The following is a 14,853-nucleotide window of genomic DNA, read 5'->3' as shown; positions in this document are numbered from 1 at the left end:
ACCGATCTCCTAGTACGCGAAGGACAGCTGCTTGGGCCGGCCGGTGTCGTCGGGTTCGTCGTCGTGCTCACCCGGCGGGTGGGCGTCGTGCGGCAACGGGCCCTCGATGGTGTAGCGGCGGATCAGCCAGAACCACACGACGCCGAGCGCGCCGTAGACGACGGTGAAGGCCACCAGCGAGGCGATCACGGCGCCGGACGAGTTGTTCGACACGCCCTGGTCGACGGTGAGCCGGATCATGTCCACGCCCGTCGGGTTGGGGTGCACGACCCACGGCTGGCGTCCCATCTCCGTGAAGATCCAGCCGGCGCTGTTGGCCAGGAACGGCGTGGGGATGGCGAGGATGCTCAACCAGCCGAACCACTTCTGGTCGGGGACGCGGCCGCGGCGGGTGACCCACAGCCCGGCCAGGGCCAGCGCGGCCGAGCCGGCGGCCAGGCCGATCATGGCGCGGAACGACCAGTAGGTGACGAACAGGTTGGGCCGGTAGTTGCCGGGGCCGAACTGCTCCTCGTACTGGTCCTGCAGGTCTTCGACGCCCTGCAGGGTGACGCCGGTGAACTCGCCCTGCGCGAGGTACGGCAGCACGAACGGCACCTCGAGGACGTGGATGACACCGTCGCAGTTGTTGTGCGTGCCGATCGTCAGGACCGAGAACTTGGGGTCCGTCTCGGTGTGGCACAACGACTCCGCCGACGCCATCTTCATCGGCTGCTGTTCGAACATGAGCTTCGCCTGGATGTCGCCACTGACGAAGAGCGCGACACCGGAGACGATCATGACCAGCATGCCGAGGCGGGCGGCGGGGTGGAACATCCCGCGGGCCTCACCCTCGAGCCGGTCGGCCTCGACCGGCTCGGCCTGCGCGGCGCGCCGCATGTTGCGCACCATCCACCAGCCGGCGATGCCCGCGACGAAGGTGCCGGCGGTGAGGAACGCCCCGGCGACGGTGTGGGGGAACGCCGCGAGCGCGGTGTTGTTGGTCAGCAGTTCCCAGATGCTCGTCAGCTCCGCACGCCCGGTCTCGGGGTTGTACGTCGCACCGACGGGGTGCTGCATGAACGAGTTGGCAGAGATGATGAAGTACGCGGAGGCGTTCACGCCGATCGCGACCAGCCAGATCGTCGCCAGGTGGAGCAGTTTCGGCAGCCGGCCCCATCCGAAGATCCACAGGCCCAGGAAGGTCGACTCGAGGAAGAACGCCACCAGGCCCTCGAGCGCCAGCGGGGCGCCGAAGACGTCCCCGACGAAGCGGGAGTATTCGCTCCAGTTCATGCCGAACTGGAACTCCTGGACGATGCCGGTGGCCACGCCGAGAGCGAAGTTGATGAGGAAGAGCTTGCCGAAGAACTTCGTCAGGCGGTACCAGTGGTCCTTCTTCGTGACCACCCACATGGTCTGCATGATCGCGATGAGCGGGGCGAGACCGATGGTCAGCGGGACGAGGATGAAGTGATAGACGGTGGTGATGCCGAACTGCCACCGGGACAGGTCCAACACATCCATGGCTACTCCGAGGTGACGCCCAGGGACAGGCTCCGAATCCGGGGCGCGGGCTCGGGGCCTCGGACTCTGTGCACAAGGGACCATCCGCCGCACGCGCCGGAGACCTTGTTACTACTAACAGTAGTAGAAGTGGACAGAAGCGTCGACGGTGTCGACCGACACATGCTTCCGATCGCGCGAGCGGCACGCCCCCGGCCGGGCCGCGGCGGCGCTCACTCGACCGCGGCGTCCACCAACGCCTCTACCTCACCGACCAGGGCACGGCGGGACAGGGCGTGCCCGTCGAGGGTGTGCACCCGCGCCGCCAGAGCGACGCTCGAGACGAGCCAAACACCTTCCGCCACAACAAGATCCGCAGGACGGACCGGTTCGTACCGCACGACGAAATTGTGGTCGCCCGCGACGTCGAACAGCGCCTGCTGCGTGGTGCCGGGCAGGATCCCCTGCTCCGGCGGCGGAGTGATGAGCGTGCGGCCGCGCGCAATGAGGACCGACGAACGTGGCCCCTCCAACACGTACCCCTCGCTGCTGATGTAGATCACATCGTCGGCGCCGAGCGACTCGGCGTGCCGCAGCGCCGCCATGTTCGTCGCGTAGGACAGGGTCTTGGCCCCGAGCAGCTGCCACGGCGCCTTCGACGCGAGATCCACCGAGTATCCGCGCTCGAGCGTCACCACGGACACCCCGTCCTTGCGGGCCTTGTACACCCGTTCGGCCACCGGCGTCAGCAACAGGAACGCGGTCGGTTCACTCCCGCCCTCCCGGCCGCGGGTGTACACCAGGCGCAACGCCCCCTCCCGCTCCGCGTCCCACTGCTCGATCGCGACCTCGATCGCCAGCCGCCAGTCGTCGCGCTCGGGGGCCGGCAGTCCCGCCGCCGCGGCGGACGACACGAGCCGGCTCAGGTGCTGTTCGACGGTGCGTGCCCGCCCGCCACGCACGAGGAGCGTCTCGAACACCCCGTCGCCGCGCAGCACCCCGATGTCGTCCGCGTGCAGCAGCGGCACATCCGCGTCCCGAACCTCGCCGTCCAGCGTCACCAGCACCCGCTCAGCCATGCGCACACCCTATCCATTCCTCCCGGTACAGACCCGCGCTCCTAGACTGGTGTCGTGGCCGACACTCCCTCCGTGACCGACAGCCCACTCCTTGCCCGCCCCGGCGCCGTCCCTGCGCCGGCCGGCACCCCCGACGCGGGACTGCCGTGGCACTACGGCGACCCGTTCGGTGAACAGCGCGCCGCCCTCACCGGCGTGGCCGTCGTCGACCGCTCGACCCGGTTCGTCGTCGCCGTTCCCGGCGAGGAGCGCCTGAGCTGGCTGCACACCATCTCGAGCCAGCACGTCGCGCAGCTGCGCGACGGCACCTCGGCGGAGAACCTCAGCCTCGATGCGCAGGGCCGCGTCGAGCACCACTTCGTGCAGACCGATCTCGACGGCGTCACCTGGATCGACACCGAGCCGCAGCGTGGACCGGACCTGCTCGCGTTCCTCACCAAGATGGTGTTCTGGTCCAAGGCCGAGCCGCGGGACGGCAACGAACTGGCCGTGCTCACCCTGCTCGGTCCGCACGCCGGCGATGCCGCCGTCCTGGCCGCGCTGGGCATCGACGCCCTGCCCGCCGACGTCTACGCCGCGGCCGCGCTGCCCGGGGGCGGGCTCGTCCGGCGCATGCCCTGGCCCACCGACGACGCCTGGGACCTTCTCGTACCCCGGGAACGGCTCGCCGACGTGTTCACCGCCCTCGTCGACGCCGGTGCCCGCCCGGCGGGCACCTGGGCGTTCGAGGCGCTGCGGGTCGTCTCGCTGCGCCCGCGCATCGGCCTCGACACCGACGAGCGCACCATCCCGCACGAGGCCCGCTGGATCGGCGGCCCGGCCGAGCGCGGCGCCGTCCATCTCGACAAGGGCTGCTACCGGGGGCAGGAGACCGTCGCGCGGGTGCACAACCTCGGCAAGCCGCCCCGGCACCTCGTCCTGCTGCACCTCGACGGTTCCGCCGAGGGCCGGCCCGAACCCGGCGACCCGGTGACCGCCGACGGTCGCGCCGTCGGCCGGGTGGGCACCGTCGTCGACCACTTCGAGCTCGGTCCCGTCGCGCTGGCCCTCGTCAAGCGGAACGTTCCCGTCGGTACGGCGCTCGTCGCCGGACCCTGCGCCGCGGCGATCGATCCGGACTCGGTGCCCGACGACGCCGCCGTGCAGGCCGGCCGGCTCGCCGTGGAACGGCTCCGCGGGCGGTGAGCCACCCGTACGTCCCGACCGGCCGGGTCGAGGCGGTCTGCGTGGTGCACGCCGTCCGCCACAGCGGCACCCGCCGCGTTCCGTACACCGCCATCGACAAGCGGCCCGTGCCCGGGCCCGTGCCGGTCCGGCAGCTCGGCCTGCACGGCGACCGGCAGTGCGACACCGCCCACCACGGCGGCCGCCACAAGGCCTTCTACGCGTACGCCGAGGACGAGGTGCGCCGCTGGGCCGACGAGCTCGGCCGCGAACTGCCCGCGGGTTGGTTCGGCGAGAACCTGCGCGTGAGCGGGATCGCCACGTCGGATGCCGTGATCGGCGAGCGCTGGCGGATCGGATCCGCCGGCCTGCTCCTCGAGGTCACCGGACCGCGCACCCCGTGCGGCACGTTCGGGGTGGGGGCGCAGGAACCGGGCTGGGTGAAGCGGTTCGCGGCCCGCGGCGACACCGGCGCGTACCTGAAGGTGATCGTCGAGGGCCCGGTCGAGGCGGGCGACGGGATCACCGTCGTGCACGTGCCCGAGCACGGGGTGACCGTGCGGGAGCTGTTCACCGGCCGGGACCCGGCGCGGATCGCGGTGATGCTCGAACGGCAGGCCGACTTGTCCCCTAGTGTCGCCGACAAGGCTCGCAGACGAGTCGCCGGACGAGAGGTGCAGGTGGAGTATTGAGCGTCGAACTCGTGGAAGTGGTGCGGTCCGGATTCCGCGAATGCGTGCACCGCGGCTCGCTCGTCGTGGTCGGGCCGGACGGTGAGGTGCGGATCGCCCTCGGAGAGATCCACACGCCCGTCTACCCGCGTTCGTCGAACAAGCCGCTGCAGGCGGTGGCCCTGCTGCGCCACGGATTCGTGCCCAGCTCGACGGAGGAACTGGCCATCGCGACGGCCTCCCACGAGGGCGAGGAGGATCACGTCCGGCTCGTGCACGCGCTGCTCGCCGGGCACGGGTTCACCGAGGACGACCTGCAGTGCCCGCCGGACCTGCCGGGCAACGAACCGGCCCGCGCGACGATCGTCGCGGCCGGCCGCCCACGGCGGACGGTGTACATGAACTGCTCCGGCAAGCACGCGGCGATGCTCGCGACGTGCGCCGCGAACGGCTGGCCCGTCCGCGCCGAGCAGGACGAGCCGGGCTACCTCGACTCCGCCCATCCGCTGCAGCAGGCCGTGCTCGAGACGATCCTCGAGCTCGCCGGGGACGTGGAGGACACCGATCTCGGAATCGACGGGTGCGGACTGCCGATCGTGCCGCTACCGCTGTTCAACCTCGCCCGCGCCTATTCGCGGCTGGCGACGGCCGCGCCCGGGACGCCGGAACGGGCCGTCGCCGACGCGATCCGGCGTCATCCGCGCCTCGTCTCGGGCAGCGGCAAGGACGACGCCCGGCTGATGCCCGCGGTGCCGGGGCTGCTGTGCAAGGCCGGCGCGGACGGCGTGCACGCGGGCGCCCTGCCGGACGGCACCGCGTTCGCCCTCAAGATCGACGACGGCCACGAGCGGGCCCGGCTCCCCCTCACGGCCGCCCTGCTGCACCACCTCGGCGTGACATGGTCCGAGGACCACGCGGAGCTCGCCTCGCAGCCGGTGCTCGGCGGCGGCATCCGGGTCGGCACGGTGCGGGCGATCCCCGGGGTGCTCTGAGCGCCACCGGCACCGCATTTGCCCAGGTCGCCTGTGGGTGAGACCAATCGGACACTGCCGCAACCAGGTGTGTGGAGGCGGAACCGACTTTTGCACGCTAGAGTGGTGGCCAGGAAAATACTCAATTAACCGGGGCCGCCAAATTCCCCAGGCCGCCCCGTCAAGGCGCGAGGGGGTTAGCCATGGGCCGCGGCCGGGCTAAGGCAAAGCAGACCAAGGTTGCACGGGAGCTCAAGTACAGCTCACCGGCCACCGACTTCGAGAGCCTCCAGCGGGAATTGTCTGGCGGTACACCCAACTCGCACCGGGACGAGGTCTTCGCGGACCAGCGTTCCGGCCCGGACGGTCGTTCCGCCTGGGACGACGACTACGACGACGACTGGCGTCGCTGACCCGAGCCTCACGCACGGGAGGGGGGAGTCGGACCACCGACTCCCCCCTCCCGCTGGGCACCCCTCCCCTCCGCCCGGATCCCGCACAGCTCTGCGGACCCGGTCGGGCGGTGAGGCGATCCCGAAAACTTCTTCATCACCACGACGCGCAGCGCCCGGGCCGTCCTGAACGGCCCGGGCGCTGCGTGTTTCGGGTATGGAGAGGTTCCGGGGTGGGGCGTTCCCGGATGCCGGACTCGGGCCGGCGCCGGGTCAGAACCGCGGGTGGTCGCCCACCAGCACGGCCCGCACGTCGTCCTGGTCCTGCGACTTGCGCACGGTGCCCAGGGTCCAGCAGTCGATGTGCCGCGCGGTGAGCACCGCGAGGGCCCGGTCGACGTCCTCGGGCGCGACGATCGCGACCATGCCGACGCCCATGTTGAAGGTCTTCTCCATCTCGGCCCGCTCGACGCGGCCGCGCTGGGCGATGAGCCCGAACACCGGAGCCGGGCTCCACGTGGTGCGGTCGAGTTCGGCGACGAGTCCCTTCGGCATCACGCGGGCCAGGTTCCCCGCGAGTCCCCCGCCGGTGACGTGGCAGAAGGTACGGACCTCGGTCTCGGCGGCCAGCGCGAGGCAGTCCTTCGCGTAGATCCGGGTCGGCTCGAGCAGTTCCTCGCCGAGGGTGCGGCTGAACTCGTCGACGTGTGCCGTCAGGCTCATCTTGCCGATGTCGAGAAGGACCTTGCGCGCCAGCGAGTATCCGTTGGAGTGCAGGCCCGACGAGCCCATGGCGATGACCACGTCGCCCGGGCGCACCCGGTCGGGTCCGAGCAGCCTGTCGGCCTCGACGACGCCGACACCGGTGGCGGACAGGTCGTAGTCCCCGTCGGCCATCACGCCGGGGTGCTCGGCGGTCTCGCCGCCGAGCAGCGCGCAACCGGCCTGGACGCAGCCGGCCGCGATGCCGCCGACGATCTCGGCCACCCGCTCGGGCACCACGCGACCGACCGCGATGTAGTCCTGCAGGAAGAGCGGTTCGGCGCCGCAGACCACGAGGTCGTCGACGACCATCGCGACGAGGTCGAGACCGACCGTGTCGTGCTTGTCGAGGGCCTGCGCGACGGCGAGCTTGGTGCCGACGCCGTCGGTGGACGCCGCGAGCAGCGGTTCCTTGTAGTCACCCTTGAGCGCGAACAGACCCGCGAATCCGCCGAGGCCGCCGAGCACCTCCGGGCGGGTCGCCTTCTTCGCGTGCGGTGCGAACAGTTCGACGGCTCGATCGCCGGCCTCGATGTCCACGCCCGCCGCTGCGTAGGAAGCTCCGGGGGTTGTGTCCTCGGTCATGGGTTGTCGGCTCCAGCCTCGAGTTGTGGTGAACAGGTGTGTCGGCATCGCTGCCGGGCGCGCGCACGCACGCCGAAGCCCGCCGATCGCGCACCTCAAGGTACCTGACCGGGTCGGACCGCCGACGCGCGACGACGCGAAACCGTGGCCGCCGCCATCGCGGCGGCGGGTGGGTCTAGGGGCGGCTCAACGCGTCCGCGTTGTCGTTGTCGAGCACCGGCGCGGTGCCCGCGGCCCCGCCGAGCATGCCTTCGAGCACGTTCTTTCCGACGGCGTGCTCCTTCGGCAGCGCGATCGGGTAGTGCCCGTCGAAGCACGCGGCGCACAGGCGCGATGCGGGCTGCTCGGTGGCGCCGATCATCCCGTCGATCGAGATGTACCCGAGGGAGTCCGCACCGATCGAACGGCGCACCATCTCCACCATCTCGTCGAAGTCGTGCCCGGTCAGCTCGGAGGCGTCGCGGGTGCCGCCGCCGTTGGCGATCAGCTCGGCCGGGGACGCGAAGTCGATGCCGTAGAAGCAGGGCCACTTCACCGGCGGCGACGCGATCCGCACGTGGATCTCGAGCGCACCGGCCTCGCGGAGCATGCGGATCAGGGCGCGCTGAGTGTTGCCACGCACGATCGAGTCGTCGACGACGACGAGCCGCTTGCCGCGGATCACCTCGCGCAGCGGATTGAGCTTGAGCCGGATGCCGAGCTGCCGGATGGTCTGGCTCGGCTGGATGAAGGTGCGGCCCACGTAGGCGTTCTTCATCAGGCCCTGGCCGTAGGGGATGCCGGAGCCCTGGGCGTAGCCGACGGCGGCCGGGGTGCCCGACTCCGGGACCGGGATGACCAAGTCCGCGTCGACCGGGTGTTCCTTGGCCAGGCGCCGGCCGATCTCGACGCGGGTCGCGTGCACCGAGCGGCCCGCGATCGTCGAGTCCGGACGCGCGAGGTAGACGTACTCGAACACGCAGCCCTTGGGCTCGGGGTTCGCGAAGCGGGTCGAGCGGACGCCGTCGGCGTCGATGGCGAGCAGCTCGCCGGGCTCGATGTCGCGCACGAAGGACGCACCGACGATGTCGAGCGCGGCGGTCTCGCTGGCCACCACCCAGCCACGGTCCAGGCGACCCAGGCACAACGGCCGGATTCCCCACGGATCGCGGGCGGCGTAGAGCGTGTGCTCGTCCATGAAGGTGAGGCAGAAGGCACCACGCAGGGTCGGCAGCAGCTCGAGGGCCGCCTGCTCGACGGTGCTGTCGGCGGCGGCGTGCGCGAGCAGCGCGCCGACGATGTCCGAGTCGGTGGTCGCCGTGACCGCCCGCCGGTCCTCGCCGAGGCCCAGCTCGCGGGCGCGCTGGGCGAGTTCGGCGGTGTTGACCAGGTTGCCGTTGTGGCCGAGCGCGACGCCGGTGCCGGCCGCGGTGGTGCGGAAGATCGGCTGGGCGTTCTCCCAGGTGGTCGACCCGGTGGTCGAGTAGCGGCAGTGCCCGATCGCGATGTGACCGGACATGGCGGCGAGCGTCTGCTCGTCGAAGACCTGGCTCACCAGCCCGAGATCCTTGAAGACGAGAACCTGCGAGCCGTCGGCGACGGCGATGCCGGCCGCCTCCTGGCCGCGGTGCTGCAGCGCATAGAGGCCGTAGTACGTGAGCTTGGACACATCCTCGCCCGGAGCCCACACTCCGAAGACTCCGCACTCCTCGCGAGGTTCGTTCTCAGGTTCCTCGGCTGCGAGGAGATTACGTGTGTGGACCGACAGATCGGCACTGGTCACCGGGGTGCTCCCTGGGGGCTGGACAGAAGAGAGGCAACACCATTCTACGGGTCGCGCGACGGTGCCCCGCCCCGACGGGCCGCCGGGGCCCCATCCGGCGTCCCGTAGTCCCCCACTCACAACCGCAGCAGCGGCATCCAGTGCGCGATTTCCCCCGCCCGGCTGCCGGACGCGTCCAGCGATCCCTCGGCGGCCGCGTCGGCGAAGCCGACGAGACCGGTGGCCAGCCGCAGCCACGTCCGCGGGTCGGTCTCGACCACGTTGGGCGGGGTGCCCCGGGTGTGGCGAGGGCCCTCGATGCACTGCACCGCCACGAACGGCGGCACCCGGACCTCGACGCTGGATCCGGGCGCCACCTGTTCGAGGGCACGGGCGCTCAGGCGCACGGCCGTCGCGAGGTCGGTGCGGGCGGGCGCGTCGTCGGTCTCCGCCCGCAGCCACGGACCGACCCGGAGCAGGGCGGCGCGGAGTTCGGCGGGGTCGACGGGTCTGCGCGGTGCCACGGCGAGCCAGCCTAACGCCGCCGCGGCGCGGCGGCGTCCTCCTCGGGCGGCAGGCCGGCCAGGCGGACGGCCACGGCGCCGCCGGCGTTGAGGGCCAGGTGCAGCAGTGCCGGCGCGAGGACACTGCCGCTGCGCCGGCGCAGCCCGTCGAAGACCACCGCCGAGAGTCCGGTGACCAGCACGGTTCCGAGCACGTGGTGACCGGCGTCCCTCGCGGGCCGCACGTGCCACAGCCCGAAGGCCGCCGCGTGCAGGCCGGACCCCGCCCCACCCGGACCGAGCAGCGCCGCGAGCACGCTGCGGAACAGGAGTTCCTCGGCGGCGACGGTGCCGAAGGGAATGTGCAGGCCCACCCATTCGTAGAAGTCCTCACGTTCGGCGCGGGCCTCGTCGACGAGCCGGGCACGCAGCGACGGGACGGCCAGCATCACCCCGTAGGCGGCGAGCGGGACGGTCGCGGCGGCCGCACCCCAGCGGGCGCCGGACACCAGGTGCACCGGGTCCAGTCCCAGCGTCGCCCGTTCCAGGCCCGAGGCCCGCGCCGCACCCACCGCCGCGGCGCCGACCGCTGCGGACAGCACGGCCCGCCCCCGCGGCCCGAGGCGCGTGGCCGGCAGCACCGCACCCCAGCCGACGACCGCCGCGGCGACGACCGGACCGAGCCACGGCCGGCGGCGAGCCCGTCCCGGCCGGCTCACTTCTCCGGTCCCTGCAGGTCGTCGATGACGCTCAGCGCGAACCGCACCCGCTCGGTGTCGGTCTCCGCCCAGCCTTCGGGCCGGGCGATCGCGAGCCACCCGTCGAGCACCGTGGTGCCGTAGTTGTGGCCGTGACCGTCGGGTACCCCCGCGGCGTTGGTCAGATCCGCCGAGACCTGCCAGAACGTCACGAACGGGAACCACCGCATCTGCGGCAGCCGATCGGGTCCGGGCGGTTCGGACAGCCAGTCCGGCCGGCTGAAGATCAGGTCCGGGGACCACCACACCACCGGATCGGAGGCGTGCTGCAGGTACAGGATCCGGGGGAACAACCATTGAGTGTCGGGTTCGCCGATCGACGCGCGGTTGTCGGCGAAGCGCACCACCAGGCCGTCCGCGTACACCGGCTCGACCTCGGTGGTGCCCGGGTCGCGCCGGGTGACGAGCTGACGCCACAGGCGGTTCGAGTTGGGCGGACCGACCCACAGGACACCGTCGACGGTGTCGCGGATCTCGGCGAGCGTGTCGAAAGCGCCCTCCCCCGACTGGGTTCCGAGGCTCTCCCCGTACAGGTACAGCTTCGGGCGATGCTCGGCGGCCTGGGCGAGCCACCGGTTGTGCACCCGGTCGATCAGCATGTCGCCGGCGGCGGCGGCCTTCTCGCGGTCGGCGAGGAACGAGATCCAGCTCGGCATGTACGAGTACTGCCACGCGACGAGGGCGACGTCGCCGTTGTGGACCAGTTCCATCATCATCGCCGCGGTCGGATTGACCCATCCGGTGCCGGTGGTCGGGATGACGACGAGCACCTCGCGGTCGAACGCGTCGGTGCGTTCGAGCTCGTCGATCACCAGGTCGGCACGCGCCTCGGGGGTGTCGGCGGTCTCGAGCCCGGCGTAGACCCGGATCGGTTCCCTCGCCGGGGCGCCGTTGATCGCGGTCAGCTCCGCGGCGCTCAGTCCCCGGCCGACGAAGTCGCGGCCCTGGTAGCCGAGCGTGTCCCACGCCGCGAACGACTCCGGGCTCCCGGACTTCTCGGGCACGAGCGGCTGGGTGATCCCGGGGCGGGTCTCGCTGTTCTGGAGACCGAACACCACGTTGAGTCCCGCGTACGCACCCCGGGCCAGCACACCGTCGATCAGCATGAAGACGACCAGCACCACCAGCAGCGCACCGAGCGAGCGAGCCGCACCCGGCGGCATGCGCAGGCGCCGCACGAGTTGCCACGCGACGATCCCCGCGAGTTCGCGCAGCCCCCGCCAGGTCGCAATCAGGGTGATCGCGACGGCGGCGGCAAGCACCAGGGTCCGCAGATACCCGCTGGTGGTGGTGCCCTCGGCATTCATCAGCGCGGCGAGCTGACGCTGCTGCCGCGAGGCGAACACCAGGGCCACCAGCGACGCGAGCACGGCCGCGACGGGGACCGCGACCTTGATCGCCCGCAGCACGGGCAGCGGCGGCGGCCACCACAGTCGGTTCGCCAGCAGCAGCCGGTACCCGGCCCAGCCGACGGCACACCCCACGCCGTAGCCGATGGCGACGTTGATGCCGCCGATGATGCCCTGGAACAACCAGTCGCGGGGCAGCAGCGACGGGGTCAGCGACCAGCAGAAGAACAGGGCCGCGAAGGCGATGCCGGTGAAATCCAGGCTCAGCAGTCCCCACGCCTGGGCGGTGTGGGGATGACGGTCACCGAATTCGGTGACCGCGTCGATGATCCGGCCCTGCCGGGCCTCGATCAACGCCAGCCGATCGACCTGGGATCCGACCATCGCTCACCCGAACAATGCCGGCAGTGTGCCCTCGTAGACCTCTCGCAGTTCGGCCATCGAGACCGAGAACCGGCCCTGCACCTCGACGGAGTCGGAGCCCTCGTCGACGACCCCGATCCGCACCCACGGCATGTTGCGCGCCGTGCACATGCCGGTGAAGCGGGTCTCCTCGGTGCGCGGCACCGCCACCAGCACCCGGCCGGCGGACTCGGAGAACAGGGTCACGAACGGATCCGCGTCCTCCGGCAGCAGGATCCGGCAGCCGGTCTCGCCGGCCAACGCGGCCTCCACGACCGCCTGCGCGAGGCCGCCCTCGGACAGGTCGTGGGCGGCGGAGATCAGGCCGTCGCGCGAACCGGCGGTGAGGATCTCGGCGAGCAGCCGCTCCCGCTCGAGGTCGACCTTCGGCGGCACGCCGCCGAGGTGGTCGTGCTCGACCTGCGCCCAGATCGAGCCGTCGAACTCGTCGCGGGTCTCCCCCAGCAGGATCAGGGTCTCGCCCGGCTCGAGGCCGAGGCCGGTGGGGATGCGCCGGTGCACGTCGTCGATCACGCCGAGCACGGCGACGACCGGGGTCGGCAGGATCGGGGTGGCCCCGGTCTGGTTGTAGAAGCTGACGTTGCCGCCGGTGACGGGGATGCCGAGCTTCGCGCATCCGTCGGCGAGACCACGCACGGCCTGCTGGAACTGCCACATCACGCCCGGATCCTCGGGCGAGCCGAAGTTGAGGCAGTTGGACACGGCCTTGGGGGTGGCACCGGTGACGGCGACGTTGCGGTAGGCCTCTGCGAGGGCGAGCTGCGCGCCGGCGTACGGGTCCAGCTGGGTGTAGCGGCCCGACGCGTCGGTGGCCAGCGCGATGCCGCGGCCGGTCTTCTCGTCCACGCGGACCACGCCCGCGTCGGCGTTCTCGGCGAGCACCGTGTTGCCGCGGACGTAACGGTCGTACTGCTCGGTGATCCACCTGCGGCTGCACAGCTGCGGCGAGCCGATCATCTTCAGCAGGGTCGCCTTCAGCTCCTCGGGAGTCTGCGGGCGCTGCAGTCCGGCGGTGGTGTCCGCGACGAGCGCGTCCTGGGACTCCGGGCGCTGCACCGGACGGTGGTACACCGGGCCCTCGTGCGCGACGGTGCGCGGCGGCACGTCGACGACGGTCTCACCGTGCCAGGTGATGACGAGCCGGTCGCCGTCGGTGACCTCGCCGATCACGGTGGCGAGCACGTCCCACTTCTTGCACACGGCCATGAAGGCGTCGACGTTCTCCGGGGTCACGACGGCGCACATGCGCTCCTGGGACTCGCTCGAGAGCACCTCGGCGGGCGTCATTCCCTTCGCGCGCATCGGGACCCGCTCCAGTGCGACGTGCATGCCGCCGTCACCGGCGGCGGCCAGCTCGGAGGTCGCGCAGGCGAGGCCGGCGCCGCCGAGGTCCTGGATGCCGACGACGAGCTTCTCGCGGTAGAGGTCGAGGCAGCACTCGATGAGCACCTTCTCGGTGAACGGGTCCCCCACCTGCACGGCCGGCAGCTTCTTCCGGCCGGAAGAAGATTCGTCGCCCTCGAAGGTCTCCGACGCCAGGACGGACACGCCGCCGATGCCGTCGAGACCGGTGCGCGCACCGAACAGGATGACCTTGTTACCCGTGCCCGACGCGAACGCCAGGTGCAGGTCCTCCTTGCGCATCGCGCCGGCGCACAGCGCGTTGACGAGCGGGTTGCCGGCGTAGGAGGCGTCGAAGACGGTCTCGCCGCCGACGTTGGGCAGGCCGAGGGAGTTGCCGTAGCCGCCGATACCGCGGACCACGCCGTCGACGACGCGACGGGTGTCGGGCGCGTCGGCGGCGCCGAAGCGCAGCTGGTCCATGACCGCGATCGGGCGGGCGCCCATCGCCATGATGTCGCGGACGATGCCGCCGACACCGGTCGCGGCGCCCTGGTACGGCTCGACGTAGGACGGATGGTTGTGGGATTCGACCTTGAAGGTGACCGCCCAGCCGTCGCCGATGTCGACGACGCCGGCGTTCTCACCGATACCCGCGAGCATCGACGCCCGCATCTCGTCGGTGGTGGTCTCCCCGAAGTACCGCAGGTGCACCTTGGAGGACTTGTAGGAGCAGTGCTCGGACCACATCACCGAGTACATGGCCAGTTCGGCGTCCGTGGGACGACGGCCCAGGATCTCGCGGATGCGGGCGTACTCGTCGTCCTTCAGCCCCAGTTCGCGGGAGGGCTGGGCGACATCGGGGGTTTCGGCGGCGTGGGTGACGGTATCCACCTGCGGTGACACTGGGCGTCGGGTCCCTTCACTCTGGGATCGAAACGGCAGGCCGGGCGCGCGCTGCCGCGGCCAGTCTATCCGGGTGCACGCCCGGCGCCGTCCACCGGTGCGACGCCCCGCGGCGGCCGCACCGCCGTCAACGCGTCGAGATCCACGCTCACCCGGTGACCCGCGGCCGGAAGCAGCACCTTGCCCGTGTACTCCCCCTCGTAGCGGTACCACCCGTCGTCGAGCACGAACACCCCCAGCGTCGCGGGTTCGACGAGGTCGATCATCCAGTAGGCGGGGATGCGCGCCTCGGCGTACTCGGAGAACTTCGTGACGCGATCGGTGCGGACGCTGCCCTCGGCCATGACCTCCACCACCAGCCGCACGTCGCCGGCCGTCGCGCGGTCGGGGTCGGCGTCCACCAGCGCCCGGTCGACGACGATGCCGTCCGGGCAGCGCACCGTCAGCGGGGACTCGGTGAGCAGCACCTCCACGTCGCCGAGCACGGCCAGTTCCTTCGGCAGCTGATCGGCGAGCTGAGCGACGAGCCCGAACGCGACGTGCTGGTGCAGGTATCCGGGCCGCGGCGACGCCGACAGCACCCCTTCGCAGACCTCGACGTGGAACTGCTCGTATTCGGGCAGTTCCGTCCATTCGGCGAGCGTGAGCAGATGGTCGGGGAACGACGGGCCGGTCACAGGATCACCACCGTTCGCGGTCGGGCGAATTGTCCCCTCAGTCTGG

General features: G+C 71.4%; 13 protein-coding genes. 4 read left to right on the top strand and 9 right to left on the bottom strand.

All coding sequences use genetic code 11. The annotated features are described in order from the left end of the window. Positions 1-9 precede the first annotated feature (9 nt). Together G6039_RS03780 and G6039_RS03775 are read right to left on the bottom strand one after the other, a co-directional pair. On the bottom strand, positions 10-1,506 hold the full coding sequence (locus tag G6039_RS03780; protein ID WP_043801600.1) for a cytochrome ubiquinol oxidase subunit I: 1,497 nt from the start codon (positions 1,504-1,506) through the stop codon (positions 10-12). A gap of 212 nt (positions 1,507-1,718) precedes the next feature. Next, positions 1,719-2,564, bottom strand: coding sequence for an aminodeoxychorismate lyase (locus G6039_RS03775; protein ID WP_029541472.1), 846 nt, complete (start codon positions 2,562-2,564; stop codon positions 1,719-1,721). Between the two features lie 54 nt (positions 2,565-2,618). On the opposite strand from G6039_RS03775, the gene ygfZ reads away from it, so the two are divergent. The 4 genes from ygfZ to G6039_RS03755 all read left to right on the top strand — a co-directional run bounded on the left by ygfZ (position 2,619) and on the right by G6039_RS03755 (position 5,783). Next, positions 2,619-3,749, top strand: a complete 1,131-nt coding sequence (gene ygfZ, locus G6039_RS03770) for a CAF17-like 4Fe-4S cluster assembly/insertion protein YgfZ (protein ID WP_043801598.1) — start codon at positions 2,619-2,621, stop codon at positions 3,747-3,749. Continuing rightward, positions 3,746-4,420: an MOSC domain-containing protein gene (locus G6039_RS03765; RefSeq protein WP_043801595.1), complete on the top strand. Its 675-nt coding sequence runs from the start codon at positions 3,746-3,748 to the stop codon at positions 4,418-4,420. The genes ygfZ and G6039_RS03765 overlap by 4 nt, the downstream gene beginning before the upstream one ends. Then, positions 4,417-5,391, top strand: a complete 975-nt coding sequence (locus tag G6039_RS03760; RefSeq protein WP_043801593.1) for an asparaginase — start codon at positions 4,417-4,419, stop codon at positions 5,389-5,391. Before G6039_RS03765 ends, G6039_RS03760 begins: the two co-directional genes overlap by 4 nt. 182 nt (positions 5,392-5,573) lie before the next feature. Further along, the gene (locus G6039_RS03755) at positions 5,574-5,783 is read left to right on the top strand and encodes a DUF3073 domain-containing protein (protein WP_006930206.1); all 210 of its coding nucleotides are present in this window, start codon (positions 5,574-5,576) and stop codon (positions 5,781-5,783) included. Between the two features lie 252 nt (positions 5,784-6,035). Here the strand turns inward: G6039_RS03755 and purM are convergent, their stop codons facing one another. From purM to G6039_RS03720, 7 genes are all read right to left on the bottom strand, one after another. Further along, positions 6,036-7,109: a phosphoribosylformylglycinamidine cyclo-ligase gene (purM, locus tag G6039_RS03750; RefSeq protein ID WP_006930215.1), complete on the bottom strand. Its 1,074-nt coding sequence runs from the start codon at positions 7,107-7,109 to the stop codon at positions 6,036-6,038. Positions 7,110-7,284: 175 nt separating this feature from the next. Next, positions 7,285-8,871, bottom strand: a complete 1,587-nt coding sequence (gene purF, locus G6039_RS03745; RefSeq protein ID WP_006930220.1) for an amidophosphoribosyltransferase — start codon at positions 8,869-8,871, stop codon at positions 7,285-7,287. Positions 8,872-8,987: 116 nt separating this feature from the next. Further along, the gene (locus G6039_RS03740) at positions 8,988-9,374 is read right to left on the bottom strand and encodes a sterol carrier family protein (RefSeq protein ID WP_006930223.1); all 387 of its coding nucleotides are present in this window, start codon (positions 9,372-9,374) and stop codon (positions 8,988-8,990) included. 11 nt (positions 9,375-9,385) lie between these two features. After that, positions 9,386-10,072 carry a CPBP family intramembrane glutamic endopeptidase gene (locus G6039_RS03735; RefSeq protein WP_043801589.1) on the bottom strand — a complete coding sequence of 229 codons (687 nt, stop codon included), beginning with the start codon at positions 10,070-10,072 and terminating at the stop codon, positions 9,386-9,388. Continuing rightward, on the bottom strand, positions 10,069-11,844 hold the full coding sequence (locus G6039_RS03730; RefSeq protein WP_006930227.1) for an alpha/beta hydrolase: 1,776 nt from the start codon (positions 11,842-11,844) through the stop codon (positions 10,069-10,071). Before G6039_RS03730 ends, G6039_RS03735 begins: the two co-directional genes overlap by 4 nt. Positions 11,845-11,847: 3 nt before the next feature. Continuing rightward, positions 11,848-14,130 carry a phosphoribosylformylglycinamidine synthase subunit PurL gene (purL, locus tag G6039_RS03725; protein ID WP_043801585.1) on the bottom strand — a complete coding sequence of 761 codons (2,283 nt, stop codon included), beginning with the start codon at positions 14,128-14,130 and terminating at the stop codon, positions 11,848-11,850. A gap of 65 nt (positions 14,131-14,195) precedes the next feature. Then, a complete protein-coding gene (locus tag G6039_RS03720; protein WP_006930232.1) occupies positions 14,196-14,807 on the bottom strand; it encodes a Uma2 family endonuclease in 612 nt (203 codons plus the stop codon). Positions 14,808-14,853: the final 46 nt, after the last annotated feature.

Origin of the sequence: Rhodococcus aetherivorans, assembly GCF_011058165.1 — a bacterium.
In the GTDB taxonomy this organism is placed as follows: domain Bacteria; phylum Actinomycetota; class Actinomycetes; order Mycobacteriales; family Mycobacteriaceae; genus Rhodococcus; species Rhodococcus aetherivorans.
Note: the sequence above shows the minus strand (reverse complement) of the source record. Positions and strands in the feature narration are given on the sequence as shown.